Origin of the sequence: Bacillus sp. cl95, from assembly GCF_900115925.1 — a bacterium.
Taxonomy (GTDB): Bacteria; Bacillota; Bacilli; order Bacillales; family Cytobacillaceae; genus Neobacillus_A.
Genome location: NZ_FOYF01000003.1, coordinates 137,768 through 156,794 on the forward strand (window position 1 = coordinate 137,768; position 19,027 = coordinate 156,794).

A 19,027-nucleotide genomic window follows, 5' to 3' on the forward strand; every position below is an offset into this window, starting at 1 on the left:
TTGATGAATGCTCTGGGTAACCTGAGAATATGAATGTTTAGTAAAGAAATTGGGAGAGGGTGGACGGGGTGAAGGAGAATATAGAAGGTGCTATCAATAGGATTAGAGAAAAATTAAGGCAGGATCAGTCTCCCAATGGTTCCTGGAATTATGCTTTTGAAACGGGAATATCAACGGACGCGTATATGATTATCTTATTGAGGACACTGGAGATAAATGATGAAATTTTGGTGCGCGAGCTTTCTGATCGCATGATCTCCAAGCAAGAGAAAAACGGAGCGTGGAAACTTTTCCACGACGAAGGTGATGGGAATCTGACTGCCACAATTGACGCTTATTACGCACTTCGCTATTCCGGGTATTTTGATAAAAATGATCTTCGGCTTGTGGCTGCAAGAAAGTTCATTTTAGCAAACGGCGGTTTGGACAAAGCGAATATGTTTACTAAAATGCTATTAAGCCTGACTGGTCAATTGTCATGGCCGACTTTGTTTCCTATTCCCATCGAAATGATATTGTTGCCACAGTCATTCCCGCTGAACTTTTACAGTTTTTCTGTGTATGGACGTGTGAACCTTTGTCCCATGATGATTCTTGCAGATCGGAAACCTCGCTTCGTGACGGAAAAAAGTCCTAATCTAGCCGAATTGTCCTTGCATCAAGTAAGGGAAGAGCATTTTGATGAATGGCGCTCCATCACTTCTTTTATAAAAAAAGGAATCCAGAGTTTGGTGGGATTACCCGAACAGCTTAACGAGCTTGCGACCGCACGCGCAAAGCAATATATAATAGAGCGTATTGAGCCTGATGGGACTTTATATAGTTATTTCAGTTCGACATTCTTGATGATCTTCGCGTTGCTTTCGCTAGGGTTTAAAAAGAATGACCCTTTGATCTTACATGCGATAAAAGGGTTAATACCAATGAAAACAACGATTAAAGGGAGAACTCATCTTCAATTTACAACTGCATCCGTGTGGAATACGGGTCTGATAAGCACAGCTCTTCAATCTGCGGGGGTATCCCCGAAAGATCGGATGATTAAGAGCGCGAATCGTTATCTTTTGCAACATCAACACGTGAAGTATGGAGATTGGGTCGAAGATAACCGTGATGGTGTGCCAGGTGGATGGGGTTTTTCGGACGTGAATACAATGAATCCCGATGTGGATGACACGACTGCGGCATTAAGAGCCCTCGCGAAAAGAGTGCATGAAAAGCCAAGTTATAAGATTGCCTGGGACCGCGGGTTAAAATGGTTGTTTTCCATGCAAAATGCGGATGGTGGCTGGCCAGCCTTTGAGAGAAATAAAAATAGTAAACTGCTGCAATTTATTCCCGTAGAAAAGGGAGAATTCCTCCTTTCAGATCCAACATGTGCAGATCTAACGGGAAGGACACTTGAGTTTCTTGGAACTTATACGAATCTTTCAAAAACCCATTCTTCTATTAAGAAGGCAGTTCAATGGTTAATCGATCATCAAGAAGAGGATGGATCCTGGTATGGCCGGTGGGGGATTTGTTATCTTTACGGTACATGGGCGGCTTTGACCGGACTGAGGGCAGTCGGTGTTTCATCTACTAATAGTAGTGTTATGAAGGCGGTTGAATGGATAAAGAAAGTTCAGAATCCGGACGGGGGCTGGGGTGAATCGTGTCATAGCGATATTCAGAAAAAATATGTCCCACTCGGTGCTAGTAATCTAACTCATACTGCATGGGCACTTGATAGCTTAATGGCAGTTTCCGATCATCCCACAAAAGAAATTCAAGCGGGGATGGAGTATTTATTGCTTAATCTTTCTAAGAACGATTGGACGGCAGAATATCCAGTTGGTCAAGGGATGGCTGGCGGATTATATATCCACTATCATAGTTATCGTTACCTTTTCCCGCTCATGACTTTAGGACATTACAAAAGGAAATATTTGTGAGATAATTGTAAAAATGGTAAAAAGAGGGTGTCTGTGCTGTGCGCGTAGAAAAGGGTAGTGTTATAGGTTATCAGGATATGAGTATCTCGTATGTCCTTCTAAAGAAATCAGAGGAATCTAGGAAACTTGGTATCATTATGCCGGGGGCGGGATACACCGTTCAGGCACCATTACTTCACTATACGACAGGCATTTTACTAAATAAATCGTATGATGTCCTTCATATCAATTATCAATATAACTCTCAGGCATATGATACCTTTACTTATGAGGATATCGTGGAAGCCATCCAATTTGATGTTAAGACGGTAATTGATAAGGTATTAAGTGAAACGAATTACGAAGAATATGGTTTGGTGGCAAAATCGATTGGAACGATTGGATTGGGCTCGGAGTTGCAACGACCAGAATTTCGTGAAGCGAAGGCGGTATGGATGACTCCATTATTAAGTAGAGATATTGTGTATGAAAGCATGGTACAAAGCCATCAATCTGCACTCTGTTTAATCGGTGATCAAGATCCTTATTTTATAAAAGAGAGATTTGAGAAGGTGTCTGAAAAAGATAATATTGAAGCGCTGCTTATCGCTGATGTGAATCATAGTATGGAGTATGAAGATGATTCTCTCAAGTCTGTGGAAGTATTAAAAGATGTGATGGCAAAGATGAATCACTACTTTTGATAGAGGAAAGAAATGTATGTTCGTGATATAATGGAAGAACAATAGAATCGGTTTTCTCAAGGGTGGTCGGCTCATCCCGCTTGAAAGGGGGTGATGCCGTATGACAGTTTTCGAATCTTTGATGGCAATGTTTGCGTTTACAAGCCTCATCGTTGCAGTCCTGTCGTTTAACCAAAAAAAATAATCCACCCTTGAGTTAACGGCTCAGGTGGATTATCCCCTAAAAATAGCCGATCCCCTTAGAGGGACCATCTATTGTATGGCCGAACATGCAGCAACATGTTCGGCTTTTTTTAATTTATGCCTTATTATGATTTTATTATACCATTTTTCAACAAAAAGGAAACACATAATCCATTGGCACCCATTTCAGTTTCTCAAATAAACTGAAAAATGGGGTGATGAACGTGGAAACAAGAGAAAAACATTTTCGACCTTCCTGTCTGCCTGCATTGAACACCAGACTAAGAACATCTGAATTTTTCTTGCCATTTTATGAGAAGGTTCCTAATGAAATCGTGCTTCCACTTGAATTGACTGCAACACCTGAAGAAACTGTGTTGAACTATTTTAGCATTTTGCGGGAAGCTGAGAATTTCGATTTGCGTGCTTGTGGTTCCATTGGCGAGGCACGTTTGCCCTTTCCGATTGCGTATAACTTTTTATCAGAGGAGTATAAACAGAGATTAAGCTATAATGAATATTTGGCTTCGTTTTCGGGGATTGGTCACACAAGTCTGATTAAGCTAAAGCGCATTCCAGACGGTAGGCGTGGGATTAAATATTTTTATGAAATCGAAACCATCGAAGGCATGTCAGGTAAGCAAGCTGAGTATTTTGGGTATTACTATGGGTTTATTAAACTTGCAAAGACTCCCTTAGGTTATCGAATTACAAATATAGAGAAGTTTCCAGAAGATTTTCTTTGTGCACCGTATCATGGTTGGGATCATGATGCGGAAGCAGTTGTCGGTGTGAAGTACGGTTGGTGGCGCAAATTAATTAAGAAGAATTATGCTATGGTTCAGAACGGATATGTTAAAAATATTTACTTTCACGGTACAGATGGCGCGGATTATACTTTCATTTTCTTTGAATTGACGAATGGAACCGATGTGGAAATCGCTCAATTTCGAAAGGGAAGTGATGGCAGTTGGAAACAAATAAGAATGACGCCGGAAATACAGTGTTTGGATAAGAAATAACGCGCTGATGGCCAGCGCGTTATTTCTTGTGGGAATGGCAACATAACTTTACTCGTGTGAATGTACGGTTTACTCTTGTAACTGCACGGTTTACTTGTGTAAATTGACATTTTACTCGCGCAAATCTCGAGTCTACTCGCGCCTGACACGCCAATGTCACAAAGCCATGAAACAAAACCTATGCTTCTTCTGCAACAGGCGCATTCACAGGTGAAATTGAAGCCTGTTGATTCACAAACTGCGGAAGTACAAGTAAATAATATGCACCAACACCAACCATGAGTGCTCCAATACCATAATACATGGCGTCAACCGTAAAGAAGGCAGGGAACAAAACAGCAATCAAGCCTAGTGCCAATGACTGAGCGAACATCATGAGTGGGTCGACCCAACCAGAGACGCGGCCCATGAATTTTGGATCGACCAGCTCGGTCATCCACCCTGATAAAGCGACGTTTACGGGAGCAATTACAATACCCATGAACAAAATGATTGCGAAATAGATCCACGGATTGCTAATCATTCCAAGCAGAACGGTGAAACCTCCTGTTAAAATCAGACCCCAAATGATGACGCGATGCTTTTTGATTTTTTGAATAAGTGTATTGGCAATCGCACTACCGGCAATAAATCCAATACCTAAGAAAACTGAAAATAAACTCGCATATTTTTCGTAATCGTTTGGTGCCAATTTATATTTCATTGTAAAGAGTGGCAATACCGCAAAGCCGCCGTTAATGAGTCCAAAAACGAGAAAACCTAAAACGATTGAACGTAATAATTTGAAGTTGAAGATATATTTGAAGCCTTGGGCAAAATCAGAGAGGACAAATTTAACGTTTAATTTTTTCAATCTGGTTTTTCCGTTCGGAAGTCTTACTTCTAGTGGAATGTTACAGCTACGAATGAGGATTCCTGAGATGATAAAGCTGAGAAGATCTACGGTGATGGAGCCAAGAATTCCTACATAATGATAAGATAGTGCGCCTAGCCCGACACCAAAGAGCATGAATATACCCATGACAGCCTGGTTGATACCTGATGCTTGCATGTATTGTTCCTTATCAAGGACTCCCTGGAGGATGCTCATTTCTGCTGGTGCAAAGAATTTCGAAACAGCGCTTCTGATAAACAAGATGAAAAATGTGAGAAACAATAAATCTGCATATATCGCTCCGATTAAACCTAAAGTTAGGCCAGCGCGAATCCAGTCTGAGTTTTCAGCAATTTTCTTGCGGTCAAAACGGTCTGCGGCCACACCTACAAGAAAGAAAACACAAAGTATTGGTAGTGAATACATCATTTCAGCAATCGTAGCGTATGATGGTTGATTGCTAAAACGGTCTAACAAGTAAAAGGCAAATGCCATATTTCCGACGGTGGAACCAAGTTGTGATGCAAAGGCTGCCGCAAATAGCTTCGAAAATATTTCGTTTTTAAAAATCCCCATTATCATTTCCTCCCCGAACTTCTTCAAATACTACACTTGCCAACATCTTTTTCATAAGGGCGAACTGCTCTTTCACATACAAGTTTTCCACTCCAACTCCTGTACTATGAAGAATTAAACCTTCCCAGAAGCTCATAAGCAATTTCTCGAGTACCAAAATCGGTGTGTCCGACCTGAATTCTCCGTTGTTCACGCCTTTTTCTAAAAGCTTCATGAGAATTCGATTCTGACGGTTGTATCTCGCTTTAAGAAAATCACGTCGCTTTGGCTCTCGGTAACCACCTATGAAATACTCATAAATCGCGACGTATAGGGTATTTTCTTCTTCATACAACTGCTTTTCAAGCATTTCAAACAGCGTGCCAATCGATTCCCAGACAGGAATATCCAAAGTAATGAAATGGCCTAGTTCGTCAATGGTTTCATTGTCTATGTCATTGATCATAGCTTCAAAAATTTCTTCTACACTGGAAAAATAAAGGTAGACCCATCCACGGCTGTTTCCAGTTTGATCGACAATATCCTTCATGGTTGCAGCTTCAAAACCTTTGAGTTTAAATACTTCAATAGCTGAGTCGATAATATGCTTCCGACGTTTTTCTTTTTCAGATTGAGAAAGCTTTGGTGACATACGCTGTACCTCCAAAATAAAACTGACATCCTTGTCACTTTTATTATAATGACACCAGTGTCAGTTTTGCAACTATATTTTGGGGAAAATTTATAAAACAAACATGAAAAAAAGCGTAAACCTATAGGTTCACGCTTTTCTTCATTCCTTAAATAGGAATTGGGGGGGAGTGCTTATTGCTTCTGGGGTCTTATCGATCTTGAGTCCATCGGTTGAACACCAGTGTCGCTTTCGCCCTGAGAGCAAAAGTACCTTCCCTTGAACTGCCAAATTCCGAAGTCGCTGCTGTTCGAATCATCGCTTCCCAGTCCCTTCAATTGGTATTGGCGTTACATTCTTTATATACCACCATAAAACAAGGACAAACTCAAATCTTGGTGTTGGATAAAATTACCTTTCCTATTTATTAGAATAAAGTAGGAACTGTAGCTGTCCATTACAAAAAGAATAGCTATGAAACGGTGTATTCATACATAAATTGTAGAAAGGAGGTGAGCGGGTGGGTCAACCAATCAAAATCTTGGCACCATGTGGCATGCTAGGTTATGGATTTCCCGAGAGTTCTTTTTTAGAGGGAATGGCTCATGAACCACATGCGATCGTAGTAGACGCTGGCTCGACTGATGCGGGACCACATAAACTCGGAGCCGGTGTGGGTATTGTAAGTAGGAGGGCAACCAAGAAGGACTTACAGCATATTTTGGTGAACGGACTGAGGAATAAGATCCCTATTATCATAGGTTCGGCAGGTGGAGCTGGAGCTCGCCCACACGTAAAGTGGACTTTAGAAATAATCCAAGAAATACTAAAGGAGCAACATCTTTCTGCAAAAATGGCGGTTATATGGGCAGACATCCCCAATGAAATGGTGTTGAATGCTAATAAGCGAGGAAAAGTAATTCCGCTTAGCCCAAATGTTCCACATCTTAATGAACTGACAATTACTCAAACAAATGGTGTTGTAGCGCAAATGGGACATGAACCAATCGTCAAAGCTTTAGAAAATGGAGCTGAAATTATCATTTGCGGGCGTGCTTATGATCCATCTCCTTTTGCAGCAATTGGAATTTTTCACGGCAAGGATCCTGCACTTGCCTATCACCTTGGTAAAATATTAGAATGTGGAGCCCTCTGTGCGGAACCTGGAACGACCAAGGATTGTATGCTAGGAATCATCGAAGACCAATCATTCATAGTGAGAGCACTCAATCCAGAGCGGAAATGTACAGCTGTTAGTGTGGCTGCACATACTTTTTATGAAAAAGAACATCCGTTTCTGCTTAGAGGACCAGGGTTTACCCTTGATCTCGAAAACTGTGAATTTATTGAAAAAGAAAATGGTGTAGTAGAAGTAACAAAGAGCAGATTCATCAAAAATGAAGTTTATCAGATTAAGTTAGAAGGCGCTCGGCGTGTCGCTTATCGAACGTTTACGATCGCTGGAATTCGTGATCCGATACTTCTAGATTCTCTAACAGTGGTAGAAAATGAAGTAATCGTGCAAGTCCATAAATACTATCCAGAAATTCATAAGGAAGATTACAAGATAAATTTTATTAATTATGGCATGAACGGAGTCCTTGGGGAACGTGAACCGGCTTCCTTTTCAGGTCATGAAGTAGGTGTTGTACTTGAAGTGGTTGCCAAAACTCAGGAGCTTGCTTCGAGCATCTGTGCAACAGCAAGATCGACACTCCTGCATTTTGGATATGAAAATAGAAAATCTACCGCAGGTAATCTAGCCTTTCCGTTTGCGCCGAGTGATATTGATTTTGGACCAGTTTATGAATTTTCGGTTTATCATTTAATGGAGATTCAAGATTCTCCTTTTCAAATTGAGTATTTGACTGGAGGGAAAGATGACCAGATTATTTGAACTGGCAAAAGTATTACGAAGCAAAAATTCAGGTCCTTTTGAGCTGACGATGGATATTCTGTTTGATCACGAAGATAATTATCAGCGGGTGAAGAAATCGGATAAAATAAATTTCGAAACCATTTGTAATCTATATAGAGTTTCACGAGAAGAAGTTCGGCATCTTGTGTTTTTTGACCAGGCGCTTGGAATAAAGATTACTATTCTGAGAAATGTTTCTTCTGGAACTGTAGGAGACCGTGATGTTTATGGAGCGCAACAGCATGCGCCATTAATGAATATTGAAGTGGATTAGGTGATGAATGACATGAAGAAAATCGCGGTTATTGGAAGTATCAATATGGATTATTTCATTGAAACTGACGTGTTCCCGAATGTGGGTGAAACTGTTCTCGCTAAGAAGTCATTTACTGCTCTTGGAGGCAAAGGAGCCAATCAAGCGGTTGCGGCAGGGAGGCTCGGGGCAGACGTCACATTGTTTGGGAGCATTGGAGATGATGATGCAGGCGATATTTTTAAAAAGAAAATGGAAAAAGAGTTTGTCGACATTTCATTTGTACAAAGTGTGAAGAACATCGCGACCGGTTCCGCTTTTATCGAATTGAGTAAGTCTGAAAATCGGATACTTGTAGTCCCAGGCGCAAATCAATGTACTGACAGGGAATATGTTGAAAGAATGTTTAATGAAATGATTAAGCATGATATTTTCGTTTTCCAGCTAGAGACACCCGTCAGTATGCTTGAATATTTGGTTCCGAAGCTTGCTGATCATGGAAAAATAATCGTACTGAATCCGGCACCAGCACAAACCATTCAGGCAGAATTACTTGAGAAAATCACTTATGTGACGCCTAATGAGCACGAATTTAAAGTTGTCATGAATTCGGTTGATAAAATGGAAGATTTGCTTTTTACTCATCCCAATCAGTTGTTGATTACAAAAGGTACGGCAGGTGTTTTCTATTCAGACGGCCAGAAAATTGTTTGTGTTCCAGCTTTAAAAGTTGAAGCGGTAGATACGACAGGTGCAGGTGATACTTTTTCCGGAGCCTTTGCGGCTGCACTTGCCGAGGGAAAAGAATTGCGGGAAAGTATTCAATTTGCAAATATTGCGGCAGGACTTTCGGTAAAGAAGAAAGGTGCACAAGCGGGGATGCCGACAAGAGAAGAGGTTCTTCAGTTCTATGCTAGTTCTTGAAAGAGGGGGCGTTTTGAATCGTTACTTTTTCAGAAAAAGTAAAAGGTGTCTTGATTTCAGTAGCGCTTGGAGATGCACTTGGAGCACCCGTAGAAAAGCTAAGTTATGATGAGATTAAAAAAAGCTATGAGAGAGTTGAATCATTACGAACGGAATGGTATAAAGCAGGATTAGGAGAAGATGTGACCCTTGGGAAAAGACGGGGACATGGAATTGTCACGGACGATACGCTCATGACAAATGCGCTTGTGAATGTTTATTTACGCCTAAGACGTCATTTGGATGCATATGATATGAGTAAAGATTTTGTAAAAGAAATAGCATTTAAGAAAACTTACATTCCCGAATTGGATAAGGAAACATTTCTGATTGACCGGCTTTTTTACCCTGAAAAATATATTTATATTCGTCATGTCCTCGCCAATTGCGAACCAAGGGAAGGCGGTTTAGGCAATATGGTCAACTGTGGAGCCGCCATGTATATGGCTCCCGTGGGTATTGTCAATGCAGGTGATGCGAGATCGGCGTATAACGAGGCCATCCTGTTTGCCTCTGGACATCAGTGCAGCTATGGTTTAGAAGCGGCTGGTGTCTTTGCGGCCTGTGTGGCAAAGGCGTTAGAGCCAGGGGCTACGATTGAAGAAATTGTGAAAACGGCTATTTTACATGCCAAGGATGGAACAAAAGAAGCCATAAAAGACCTGACTAGAGCTGCAATTGAACTTCGCACAAAAAAAGCTGAAATGGATGAAGTGATACATGTTCTCCACTCAGCCATTTCAACCTATTCTCCCATGAAAAATGATGTCCATCGTCATATCCAAAAAGTTGGCGTTGCTTCCAATCACTATACTCCCAACCGATTATTCTCTATAGAAGAACTCCCGCTCGCACTCGCGTTTATCGTGTTCAATGATGGAGATTACTATCAGTCCCTATACGATGGCATCAATTCTGGCCGCGATACCGATTCGATTGGCGTGATGATCGGTGCTATTTTGGGTGCCATGTACGGCGATAAAGTCATTAAAGCTGAAGATATACTTATTCTTGAGAATCACAACCGCATGGATTTTTCAAAAATTGCTACGGATTTTACAAACCTCGCAGAGGAAATGATGATAAAGGATATTCTCCTTCACGAAAAAAGAAGGACGATACTCTAGTTTTTAGCGAGCTTATGTGAATAAAATTTTTCAGCGAAGAAACTTACAATTAGCCCTATGATTAAAGGTAAGAAGGAACCGGCTGTCATATCGAAACCTGCTGTGCTATTACTTGATTCATAGCTAAACATCAAAGCTGGAATAGTAAAGGTGTGTCCTATTAAGTATAAAGTTCCAGTTGTGAGCACGAGGGCACTTAAGGTAACTAATAAACTCTTAAAAGTCATTATCTCCCTCCTTATGGTATTTTTTACCTATATTATACAGTTGATCTTTGGTAAAGAACAGCATTTTCCAAGTCAAATGATTGGAGGTGATCAGTTGATTGTCGAAAACTATTTGGATAAAGTATATGCCGGTTTTCTTGGAATGAATGCGGGCATTAGACTAGGTGCCCCGGTAGAGCCCACGGAATGGACGGCAGATAGAATTCAACGGATTTTTGGAGATGTGAAAGGGTATTTGAAAGAGTATAAAACATTTTCAGCTGATGATGATGTTAACGGACCTGTCTTCTTTATGAGAGCTCTCTATGACGATGCAGTCGATCGTGAGCTCGAGCCAAGTGATGTGGCAAAAGCATGGCTCAATTATTGCCGGGAAGGCATTGGTATGATTTGGTGGGGTGGTGCAGATATCAGCACAGAGCATCGTGCCTATACTAATCTTGTAAAAGGCATCCCTGCTCCGAAATCGGGATCCATTGTAACGAATGGCGAAATCATGGCCGAACAAATTGGTGGGCAAATCTTTATTGACACATGGGGATGGCTGTTCCCAAATCGTATTGATAAAGCGGCGGAATATGCTGGAAAAGCAGCCTCTGTATCCCATGACAGAAACGGGGTATACGGGGCTCGATTTATCGCAGCGTGTATTTCTAAAGCTTTTCAAGCAACATCCATTAGTGAGATTTTACAAACAGGGTTATCTGTGATTCCAAAAGATTCAACTTATGCGCAAGTTGTTCATGCAGTAAGGGGGTTTCATCAGAAGAATCCTCATGAATTTCGGGCATGTCTAACTTTTTTGCACGAGAATTGGGGTTATGACAAATACACTGGCGTTTGTCACATCATTCCCAATGCTGGAGTTTGTGTATTGGCACTTCTATACGGAGAAGGTGATTTTGCGAGAACTATTGAAATCGCAACGATGTGTGGTTGGGATACCGATTGTAACGCAGGAAGTGTAGGTTCCATCGTTGGGGTTTTAAATGGGATTGAAAAGATTCCTGAACATTATAGGAAGCCGATCAATGATTGCGTGATTACCTCAAGTGTGGCTGGCTATTTGAATATCGTCGATCTTCCTACTTTTTCAAAAGAAGTGGTACTTCTTGGGTACCGACTTGCTGGAGAAAAAACTCCAAAAAAGCTGCAGGAGTCAGTGAAGCGTGGAGAAATTTACTTCAATTTCGATTTACCAGGTTCGACCCATGGGTTTCGTACAAATAATGCATTTAAAACGCTGATTCGTCATTGTGACACAATCGGGGAAGGGTCACTTGAAGTGATTTTTGACCGAATGGTAGAAGGGAATAGAAGTAAAATCTTCTATAAGCCGTTTTATCGCTCGTCAGACTTCAGTGATGAGAAGTACAAACCTGTTTTTTCACCGCAAGCGTATAGTGGACAGATTGTCGAGGCGACGATTTATTTGGATAAATGGCAAGGAGCAGATATATTAATCACTCCCTATGTCAGAAATACTTTTACTAAAAAGGACATGATGCTGCATACGATTAAGCTTGCAGATCGAACCTGGAATGATATCACGTTTGTGATTCCGGATACGAAAGGAGCTGTTATCGATGAAATTGGTTATATGGTCGAAAGTCCATCTCGCCTAAACAGTCGAGCCTTAGGAACGCTCTATATAGATAATTTTCACATCTATGGTCAAGCGAAATACACGATTGATTTTTCAAAGCAATTTCAGGAGTTCCTTAGTGTTACGCCCTTTTCACATCATAAGGGAAAGTGGATGTTACAAGGAAACTCTTTAAGGTGTATTTGTGAAGATGAGTGTTATTCGTTTACGGGAAATTACTATACAAAAGATGTGAGGCTTGACGTTCTTATTGAGCCAACATCAGGTCATAGCCATCTTTTAATTGTGCGTGCTCCGGGCATCCAACGCCAATATCTAGTCGGTTTTGATGGCAAAGACAAAGTATCGTTAATAATGAATGACTTTGGATTTCGCAGACTGAAAAGTATTCCTTTTCTGTGGGATCACCATAAGTCATACGAGTTTCAGGTTAATTGCAAAGGTGTAGAGATTGAGTTCTGTATTAATGGGGAAAGGATATTGAATTTTGAAGATAATACGTTTTCTTATGGTATGTATGGTTTCGCTTGTTTGGAAAAAGGTGAAACAGTGATTCATAGTTTTAGAGTTAAGGAGTTGTGAATGTAAAGGTCAATTAAGTCTGTATGAAAAAAATGTGCCTGTCAGCAGACAGACACGATGTAAAATCTATTTCTTCAAAAATAAAACCATTAATTCAAGGTCAAAAAATTGGTCTTCAATTTTCAAAGAGTTTATTTCTCGACCATAAATCGTAAATCCTAATGAGGTATATAGTTTCTTTGCCGTTTCATTGGATGAAGTAACGCCAAGATGAATTTGTTTGATACCAACGAGTGATTGAGCTTTCGAAATCGCGGCTTCCACGAGTCTCCTGCCAAAAGAGAGGCCACGCTTTTCAGGTGATACGTACATGGCCACGAGGTTGACCCGATGTTCTAGTTTTTTCTTCTGTTCAGGCACGAGTGTTACCACACCAAATAGTTCAGTGCCATCAAAAGCTCCAAAAGTATAAACGTTTTCTGAAGACAGTCTACTCTCAAAAACTTCTAAACTGAATTCATTTTCTTCTTCAAAGCTTGCTGCGAAGGCTTCTGGATGATTTTTTAAGGCTTCAAGCCTAAGCTTCTGGTAGGCAGCTGCATCGTCAGCCCTTAATAATCTAATCACGTTCATAACCCCCTCTTATTCTTCTTGTTAATTAATTATGAGAGTTTGTCAGTAATATTACAAGTTCATTTCATTCCATAGAATCCCGTTTAAATCTATTAGGAGCGGAAATAGAAAGAGGTAACATGAGAGTCATTCGATTTTTAAAAATAGCTATGTAAAAATTGTCTGTTGATTTCCGCTCCCGTCGCTTGCTTTCCGGTACGAATTTTTGAAAAACCCTAATGCCGGCTTTTTCAAGAGCAAATTCGTCTTGGGGGCGTTCGCCGAGCCTCCTCGTTGCTATCGCTCCTGCGGGGTCTCGTCTGTAACGCTAATCCCCCAGGAGTCAAGCGCCTTCCACTCCAATCAACGAACTGCAGAAAATCAACAATGTACTTTATCATAGTCTGAAAAATAGAAAGGAGAAGGCAGCATGTATAAACAACCCAATGAACTTACAAAAGTCACTTTTTATCAGGAAGATACAGAAATCAAACTCAGAAGATCAACGCTTAGCGGCTTCCAACAACCTATTTTTCTTGGGGGGCACGGAAGTGTGAAACAATATTGCAGTGCGGAGCCTGAATTGGAATTGCCATCCACCATTGATTATATTGTCGCTACTGCTGGAGGGTGAAAAATCTAGAATTGATCGAAGTGTAATCATTTGAAACCACTGACATATGTCGTAACGGGTTTACTTCAGAGATGCAAACAAGTAAATATCAAATCAAAACGCACTGGATTTCACAGTGCGTTTTTTAGTGTTATATCAACGATAATCTAAATTTTTGTTGCTAAATCTTATATTCATTTACATATATGTTAACAAGGGCAGAAATAATTATTGGAGGGTATGGGAATTATGTGTGATTAGGGAAATGTATTAATCCTGAATATGATGGATTTTTTTAAGGTAATCAGTACTTTTATGATAAGCTAAAAATAAAGATTTTGAAAATTTGTTATTCAACAAAGGTAGTAGGAGTGTTTAATAATATTTGAATTTAAGCTATCCAAACATTGAATATAAAAGATATAGTAACAATTCTAGAGGGAGTGATGGGGTGGAAATTGTTATTTCATATTTCACCATTTATTTAATTCCAATCCTAATGATTATTATTGGAGTATTTATTAAATTGAAAGCTCCAAAACAAATTAATTTTTTTTATGGCTATCGTACTCAACGTTCTATGTCTTCTCAAGAAGCTTGGGATTATGCACAACAATTGTTAGGGAAGTATTCCCTCCGAATAGGTATCAGTTTAATTCCAATCGGGAATCTGTTTCTATTGATTTTGCCTTTTTCTTTGGATGTTATTACGTTGATAAATTTAGGGGTAGGAGTGATTTGTTTGTTAATTCCTATTTTGTTTATCGAAAAAGAATTAAAAAAGAAATTTTGAAATTATTTTCAACAATCGGGTGTATAAATAAAAAAGTAAATGAAGAAGAAATGGGCTTAGAGGAAAATTTCCACTATGCCGGAATCTATGTGAAAGTTGGTTATTGAAAACAGTCCATTGAGAGAATAATTTTCTATTAGCTGATCTCTATCTGGGGGAATTGAGTTTCCTCTTGGCACATTCCATCAATATATTGTTTGTTTTAGAATATTCTGGCTTGCCTCTTCGGCTTTTTATCATTAAGATAATTTTAAAAGTTGAGAGTGGGTGGAGGGAATGACAAAAATATTGCCACCTGGACAATTTGAAACGGAAAAGTGGCCGATTCTTCATAAAGGTGATGTTTATTCATTTAATAGAACATATTGGACCTTTCTCTTATTTGGTGAAGTCGAGGAAGAAGTAACACTCTCATACGACCAATTCATGGAACTTCCTAAAAGTGTTTCGACGATCAATATGCATTGTGTAACGACTTGGTCAAAATTTGGAACCACGTTTGAGGGGATTGCGCTAAGTGAGTTATTGAAGCTTGTGAAGCTCAAAGATGATGTAAAGTATGTGAAGATTTATGGATATTATAATGGTGATCGTTTCGGTTATTCAGCCAATCTTCCGCTTGAGCCACTTATGGGAGACGATTCATTATTTGTTTTTCGTTGGAAAGATGCCAAAAACGATTGGCAAAATATTGATCCAAAGCATGGCTATCCAGTGCGTTACATACCACCGGAAACCTTTTATCTATGGAAAGGGAGCAAGTGGGTTTCAGGTATCAAATTCATGAAGGAAGATGAAGAAGGATTTTGGGAGGAGTTTGGTTATTCAATGGCTGCCAACCCTTTTAAAGAAGAAAGATTTCGTTAATATTACGTGGAAAAGTAGTATGGTCTCGCATTGAAACCATACTACTTTTTTGTTCAATAGACAGGTATGAAGTAATTAGTGACCGTTAATAATTGGAGAAGTGAGGAAATTATGTTCTGGTGTGAAAGTTCAGAAAATTTATTCTTAAGATTCTTGCAAAAATTCGAATGGCATGGTAAAATAAAAACGAACATAAGTTCTCTTTTTGTTCGAAAAATAAAATGAAGAGGTGTTCTCATGGTATTAGCTATTTATCCTTATTTGGTTACAAATGGTAACGGACAGGAAGCAGTAAAGTTTTATGAAAACGCATTAAATGCAGAAGTAATTGGTATTCAAACTTTTGGTGAAATGCCTGAGAGTCCTGAATATCCGATTCCAACAGAGGCAAAAGACCGCATTATGCATGCAAACTTAAAAGTGGGTAGTACATATTTAATGATATCTGATACATTTCCAGGTCAACCACACCAAGTTGGAACAAATGTAACGATTGCTATTATGATTTCAAACGTTGAAAAAGCTAGAGAAGTCTTCGGTAAATTAGAAGATGGCGGACAAGTAACAATGCCACTTCAGGAAACTTTCTGGAGTCCATTATACGGTCAACTAACCGACAAATTTGGGGTATCTTGGCAAATCTCAACTGAAACTAATGAAAATAAATAGGCGATATTAAATAAAGTCTAATCCCTGTTTCCCCTATCCTTCTTCCAACTAAATCAGGTCTTATTTACTAATTTTTCACATATTTATTAGTGAAAGGACTTATTTCCTAAGATGAAGGAGGAGGAAACAATGGGCGTGAAGTTTATTAAGATTTCCGTCGTGTATTTTGTCGTTGGTGTGTGTCTAGGGATGTACATGTCGATGAATGAAGTTTTCACTTTCACTCCGGTCCATGTCCATATCAATTTACTTGGGTGGACGGCTATGACCCTTTTCGGACTTATTTATGTTGTATTTCCTAAAGCAGCTGAAACCACATTAGCGAAAGTGCATTTCTGGATTCACAACATTTGTTTACCAATCATGATGGTCGGGCTAGCACTACTTGTTTCTGGAAATGAAAACGGTCACATTCCAGTAGCAGTTGGATCTACAGTACTAATCATTGGTATTATCCTGTTTGCGATCAATGTCTTGAAGAATGTGAAGGCTGGAGAAGAGAGTAAGCAAGCAGGCTAAACTAATCGTGAATAGATGTATGGATATATGCCATTCCAACCGAGAATACAAAACCTAAGGGTTTATTCTCGGTTTTTTTGTATTTAGAAACCAAACCGCACTAGAGTGGCCCCAAAAATGACAAATAGAAAACTCTTTTAACTTAATCTAATGAAGAGTTATGTTAAAATAAGGAAAAGATATTATGTTCAAAATATCTAATGGGAGGAGAGGATTTCTCATACGCATACAAGAAAAGATTTTTTTATCATTAGTCTCACTGACCTTTCTCATCGGTATTATAGTGACTTCATTAGAAATGTGGATTTTTGCTCTTTTCACTATTTTAATGAACTCCATTTACTATATTTTTCATAAAGAATATCGATTATTGTCTTCATTACTGAACTCTTTTCTCGTGGGTTTCCTATTCTTTCAGATTGCTAGCAACCAATTAGGAGACTTGGAAATCACAAAAGAGTTAATAATCCTGCTTAATCGCTGTCTGCTTATTATCATTATTTTGGCTATGATCTTTTCTCAAATCTTGAACAAGCGGAGAATCACATTTTTCACAAAAATACCAGAATGGTCTAGAAGAATTTCATTGCCTTTCCATTCTATTAGGCTATCGTATTTTTTATTAATTTCTTTTTTATTTTCCTTCACTATTCTAATACCTCCATTTTTCTTAAAAGAGACCGATATAGATTCAGTATTGCTTTTTGCATTATTCTTTTCTTTCATAAATGCTACTCTTGAAGAGTTCATTTGGAGAGGAATCTTACTTTCTGGTCTAAGAGAATATGTTTCTTCTTTTTATGCAATCATCATAACGAGTCTTGGTTTTGGTCTTTACCATATTTCCATCGGAATTCCTCTTATATTTAGTTTGCTTTTTGCTTTTGGGGGACTTTTTTACTCCATAGTAGTGTTAAAATCCAACAGTATTTATCCAGCAATCCTTCTTCATATTGTCATCAATATCGGGATGGTATTGAATGGATGGATTATTTAAGCTCTTTACCAGGTAAGTTCATTTTTTGAGGTGTATAGATAATATGAAAACTATATTTGTAGACTGGGGACAATCAAGGGTGATGTTAACATGGAAAGCTAGTACTCAGCTTCCAGATAGAGTTAAGATTACAAGTGTTCACGGCATTTGTTTTTATCATTTTCCGACAGAAGACTCCCTCTTCAATCGTGTGAAGGGCTATGCCCAACGATAAGGGGGAGATAAATGTCGGTTGGCGTTAGCCAAAATATTCCCCTTATGATATAATGAGAACATACATTCGTATTAAAGCGAGGGGGTGAGTACCAGTGTTAGTGAACAAAGCATATAAATTTCGTATCTATCCAAATAAAGAACAAGAAGTTTTAATTGCGAAAACGATTGGGTGTAGTCGGTTTGTATTCAATCGCTTTTTAGCACGGTGGAATGACACTTACAATGAAACAGGTAAAGGTTTGACTTACAACTCATGTTCAGCAGAATTAACACATCTAAAGAAGGAGTTAACATGGTTGCAAGAAGTAGATAGTATCTCGTTACAATCCACGCTGAAACATCTCGCAGATGCGTTTTCTCGATTTTTCAAAGGGCAGAACGCTGTCCCACGTTACAAGTCAAAGAAGAACAGAGTGCAATCCTACACAACCAAGCAGACAAACGGAAATATTGCCATCAAAGGCAACAAAATCAAATTACCTAAACTCGGTATGGTTCGCTTTGCGAAAAGTCGTGAAGCAGAAGGTCGTATTCTCTCTGCTACGGTAAGACGAAATTCCAGTGGTAAATACTTTGTTTCCCTTCTTGCAGAAGTTGAAATTCAACCATTTGCAAAGACAGGTTCTTCTGTTGGAGTAGATCTTGGGCTGAAAGATTTTGCAATTCTAAGCACAGGTGAAGTATTTTCTAATCCAAAGTGGTTTCGCACTTTAGAAGAAAAGTTAGCAAAAACACAACGTATTCTTTCCAGACGTACAAAAGGTTCATCTAATTGGCATAAACAACGTGTCAAAGTGGCAAGGATCCACGAACGCATTACGAATGCAAGAGCCGACTACTTGCAAAAAATCTCCACCTACATCATCAAAAATCACGATGTTGTAGGAATCGAAGATTTGCAAGTAACGAATTTGTTGAAAAATCACAAACTCGCTAAAGCAATTAGCGAAGTATCATGGTCACAATTCAGAACGATGGTAGAGTACAAGGCAAAATGGTACGGCAAACAAGTGGTGGTCGTATCAAAAACATTTGCCAGCTCCCAACTATGTTCGTGTTGTGGATACCAAAATAAAGACGTTAAGAACCTCAATTTGCGTGAGTGGGAATGTCCTTCTTGTGACTCACATCACCAAAGAGATATTAACGCAGGACAAAATCTAAAGAACGAAGCCATAAGACTTCTAACTGTCGGAACGACAGGGATAGCCTAATGAATTAAGGTACGATAGAACCCTGTACT

The 19,027-nt window shown here is 39.3% G+C and carries 21 protein-coding genes; 17 read left to right on the forward strand and 4 right to left on the reverse strand.

All coding sequences use genetic code 11. From position 1 onward, the window contains the following. The first annotated feature begins 68 nt into the window (after positions 1-68). From shc to BMZ31_RS09740, 4 genes are all read left to right on the forward strand, one after another. A complete protein-coding gene (gene shc / locus BMZ31_RS09730) occupies positions 69-1,934 on the forward strand; it encodes a squalene--hopene cyclase (RefSeq protein WP_090831553.1) in 1,866 nt (621 codons plus the stop codon). Positions 1,935-1,972: 38 nt separating this feature from the next. Further along, positions 1,973-2,617 carry a hypothetical protein gene (locus BMZ31_RS09735; RefSeq protein ID WP_090831554.1) on the forward strand — a complete coding sequence of 215 codons (645 nt, stop codon included), beginning with the start codon at positions 1,973-1,975 and terminating at the stop codon, positions 2,615-2,617. Positions 2,618-2,717: 100 nt separating this feature from the next. Next, the gene (locus BMZ31_RS21040; RefSeq protein WP_368086645.1) at positions 2,718-2,801 is read left to right on the forward strand and encodes a putative holin-like toxin; all 84 of its coding nucleotides are present in this window, start codon (positions 2,718-2,720) and stop codon (positions 2,799-2,801) included. 223 nt (positions 2,802-3,024) lie between these two features. Continuing rightward, entirely contained in the window at positions 3,025-3,822 is a 798-nt protein-coding gene (locus BMZ31_RS09740; RefSeq protein WP_090831555.1) for a hypothetical protein, read from the forward strand. Positions 3,823-4,000: 178 nt separating this feature from the next. On the opposite strand, the gene BMZ31_RS09745 is transcribed toward BMZ31_RS09740, so the two are convergent. Further along, entirely contained in the window at positions 4,001-5,272 is a 1,272-nt protein-coding gene (locus BMZ31_RS09745; protein ID WP_090831556.1) for an MFS transporter, read from the reverse strand. Beyond that, a complete protein-coding gene (locus BMZ31_RS09750; protein ID WP_090831557.1) occupies positions 5,259-5,903 on the reverse strand; it encodes a TetR/AcrR family transcriptional regulator in 645 nt (214 codons plus the stop codon). Before BMZ31_RS09750 ends, BMZ31_RS09745 begins: the two co-directional genes overlap by 14 nt. Before the next feature lie 499 nt (positions 5,904-6,402). On the opposite strand from BMZ31_RS09750, the gene BMZ31_RS09755 reads away from it, so the two are divergent. From BMZ31_RS09755 to BMZ31_RS09770, 4 genes are read left to right on the forward strand one after another with little or no spacing between them, the layout of a single operon-like run. Next, positions 6,403-7,779 (forward strand): acyclic terpene utilization AtuA family protein, encoded by a 1,377-nt coding sequence (locus BMZ31_RS09755; RefSeq protein ID WP_254778722.1) that lies wholly within the window; start codon positions 6,403-6,405, stop codon positions 7,777-7,779. Next, entirely contained in the window at positions 7,763-8,074 is a 312-nt protein-coding gene (locus BMZ31_RS09760) for a DUF4387 domain-containing protein (protein WP_090831558.1), read from the forward strand. The genes BMZ31_RS09755 and BMZ31_RS09760 overlap by 17 nt, the downstream gene beginning before the upstream one ends. Before the next feature lie 12 nt (positions 8,075-8,086). After that, positions 8,087-8,977: a ribokinase gene (rbsK, locus tag BMZ31_RS09765; protein ID WP_090831995.1), complete on the forward strand. Its 891-nt coding sequence runs from the start codon at positions 8,087-8,089 to the stop codon at positions 8,975-8,977. A gap of 17 nt (positions 8,978-8,994) precedes the next feature. Then, entirely contained in the window at positions 8,995-10,143 is a 1,149-nt protein-coding gene (locus BMZ31_RS09770; RefSeq protein WP_090831559.1) for an ADP-ribosylglycohydrolase family protein, read from the forward strand. Here the strand turns inward: BMZ31_RS09770 and BMZ31_RS09775 are convergent. Next, positions 10,140-10,370 carry a hypothetical protein gene (locus BMZ31_RS09775; RefSeq protein ID WP_090831560.1) on the reverse strand — a complete coding sequence of 77 codons (231 nt, stop codon included), beginning with the start codon at positions 10,368-10,370 and terminating at the stop codon, positions 10,140-10,142. The genes BMZ31_RS09770 and BMZ31_RS09775 overlap by 4 nt on opposite strands. 13 nt (positions 10,371-10,383) lie before the next feature. On the opposite strand from BMZ31_RS09775, the gene BMZ31_RS09780 reads away from it, so the two are divergent. Then, positions 10,384-12,558 carry an ADP-ribosylglycohydrolase family protein gene (locus tag BMZ31_RS09780; protein ID WP_368086639.1) on the forward strand — a complete coding sequence of 725 codons (2,175 nt, stop codon included), beginning with the start codon at positions 10,384-10,386 and terminating at the stop codon, positions 12,556-12,558. Between the two features lie 66 nt (positions 12,559-12,624). Here BMZ31_RS09780 and BMZ31_RS09785 read toward each other — a convergent pair whose 3' ends face one another. After that, a complete protein-coding gene (locus BMZ31_RS09785) occupies positions 12,625-13,131 on the reverse strand; it encodes a GNAT family N-acetyltransferase (RefSeq protein ID WP_090831562.1) in 507 nt (168 codons plus the stop codon). Positions 13,132-13,540: 409 nt separating this feature from the next. Between BMZ31_RS09785 and BMZ31_RS09790 the strand changes: the two genes are divergently transcribed. From BMZ31_RS09790 to tnpB, 8 genes are all read left to right on the forward strand, one after another. Then, positions 13,541-13,744: a hypothetical protein gene (locus BMZ31_RS09790; protein ID WP_090831563.1), complete on the forward strand. Its 204-nt coding sequence runs from the start codon at positions 13,541-13,543 to the stop codon at positions 13,742-13,744. Between the two features lie 364 nt (positions 13,745-14,108). Continuing rightward, a complete protein-coding gene (locus BMZ31_RS09795) occupies positions 14,109-14,516 on the forward strand; it encodes an SdpI family protein (protein WP_090831564.1) in 408 nt (135 codons plus the stop codon). Between the two features lie 276 nt (positions 14,517-14,792). Further along, complete coding sequence (locus tag BMZ31_RS09800) at positions 14,793-15,383, forward strand: molybdopterin-dependent oxidoreductase (protein ID WP_090831565.1); 591 nt, start codon at positions 14,793-14,795, stop codon at positions 15,381-15,383. Positions 15,384-15,620: 237 nt separating this feature from the next. After that, positions 15,621-16,052, forward strand: coding sequence for a VOC family protein (locus BMZ31_RS09805; protein ID WP_090831566.1), 432 nt, complete (start codon positions 15,621-15,623; stop codon positions 16,050-16,052). Positions 16,053-16,181: 129 nt separating this feature from the next. Beyond that, positions 16,182-16,571 (forward strand): cytochrome-c oxidase, encoded by a 390-nt coding sequence (locus tag BMZ31_RS09810; protein WP_090831567.1) that lies wholly within the window; start codon positions 16,182-16,184, stop codon positions 16,569-16,571. Between the two features lie 697 nt (positions 16,572-17,268). Beyond that, the gene (locus BMZ31_RS20725; protein ID WP_254778724.1) at positions 17,269-17,568 is read left to right on the forward strand and encodes a CPBP family intramembrane glutamic endopeptidase; all 300 of its coding nucleotides are present in this window, start codon (positions 17,269-17,271) and stop codon (positions 17,566-17,568) included. A gap of 43 nt (positions 17,569-17,611) precedes the next feature. Next, the gene (locus BMZ31_RS20305) at positions 17,612-17,782 is read left to right on the forward strand and encodes a hypothetical protein (protein WP_175478063.1); all 171 of its coding nucleotides are present in this window, start codon (positions 17,612-17,614) and stop codon (positions 17,780-17,782) included. A 94-nt stretch (positions 17,783-17,876) separates the two neighbouring features. Continuing rightward, positions 17,877-18,998: an IS200/IS605 family element RNA-guided endonuclease TnpB gene (gene tnpB / locus BMZ31_RS09820; protein WP_090831568.1), complete on the forward strand. Its 1,122-nt coding sequence runs from the start codon at positions 17,877-17,879 to the stop codon at positions 18,996-18,998. Positions 18,999-19,027 lie beyond the last annotated feature (29 nt).

Excerpts from the sequence above, each read along its gene's own strand:
- BMZ31_RS09780 (WP_368086639.1), top strand. The coding sequence starts at position 10,384 with ATGGTATTTTTTACCTATATTATACAGTTGATCTTTGGTAAAGAACAG.
- BMZ31_RS21040 (WP_368086645.1), top strand. The coding sequence starts at position 2,718 with ATGACAGTTTTCGAATCTTTGATGGCAATGTTTGCGTTTACAAGCCTC.
- BMZ31_RS09775 (WP_090831560.1), bottom strand. The coding sequence starts at position 10,370 with ATGACTTTTAAGAGTTTATTAGTTACCTTAAGTGCCCTCGTGCTCACA.
- BMZ31_RS09805 (WP_090831566.1), top strand. The coding sequence starts at position 15,621 with ATGGTATTAGCTATTTATCCTTATTTGGTTACAAATGGTAACGGACAG.
- BMZ31_RS09750 (WP_090831557.1), bottom strand. The coding sequence starts at position 5,903 with ATGTCACCAAAGCTTTCTCAATCTGAAAAAGAAAAACGTCGGAAGCAT.
- BMZ31_RS09760 (WP_090831558.1), top strand. The coding sequence starts at position 7,763 with ATGACCAGATTATTTGAACTGGCAAAAGTATTACGAAGCAAAAATTCA.
- BMZ31_RS09790 (WP_090831563.1), top strand. The coding sequence starts at position 13,541 with ATGTATAAACAACCCAATGAACTTACAAAAGTCACTTTTTATCAGGAA.
- BMZ31_RS09745 (WP_090831556.1), bottom strand. The coding sequence starts at position 5,272 with ATGGGGATTTTTAAAAACGAAATATTTTCGAAGCTATTTGCGGCAGCC.
- rbsK (WP_090831995.1), top strand. The coding sequence starts at position 8,087 with ATGAAGAAAATCGCGGTTATTGGAAGTATCAATATGGATTATTTCATT.
- BMZ31_RS09785 (WP_090831562.1), bottom strand. The coding sequence starts at position 13,131 with ATGAACGTGATTAGATTATTAAGGGCTGACGATGCAGCTGCCTACCAG.
- BMZ31_RS20305 (WP_175478063.1), top strand. The coding sequence starts at position 17,612 with ATGAAAACTATATTTGTAGACTGGGGACAATCAAGGGTGATGTTAACA.
- BMZ31_RS09810 (WP_090831567.1), top strand. The coding sequence starts at position 16,182 with ATGGGCGTGAAGTTTATTAAGATTTCCGTCGTGTATTTTGTCGTTGGT.
- BMZ31_RS09800 (WP_090831565.1), top strand. The coding sequence starts at position 14,793 with ATGACAAAAATATTGCCACCTGGACAATTTGAAACGGAAAAGTGGCCG.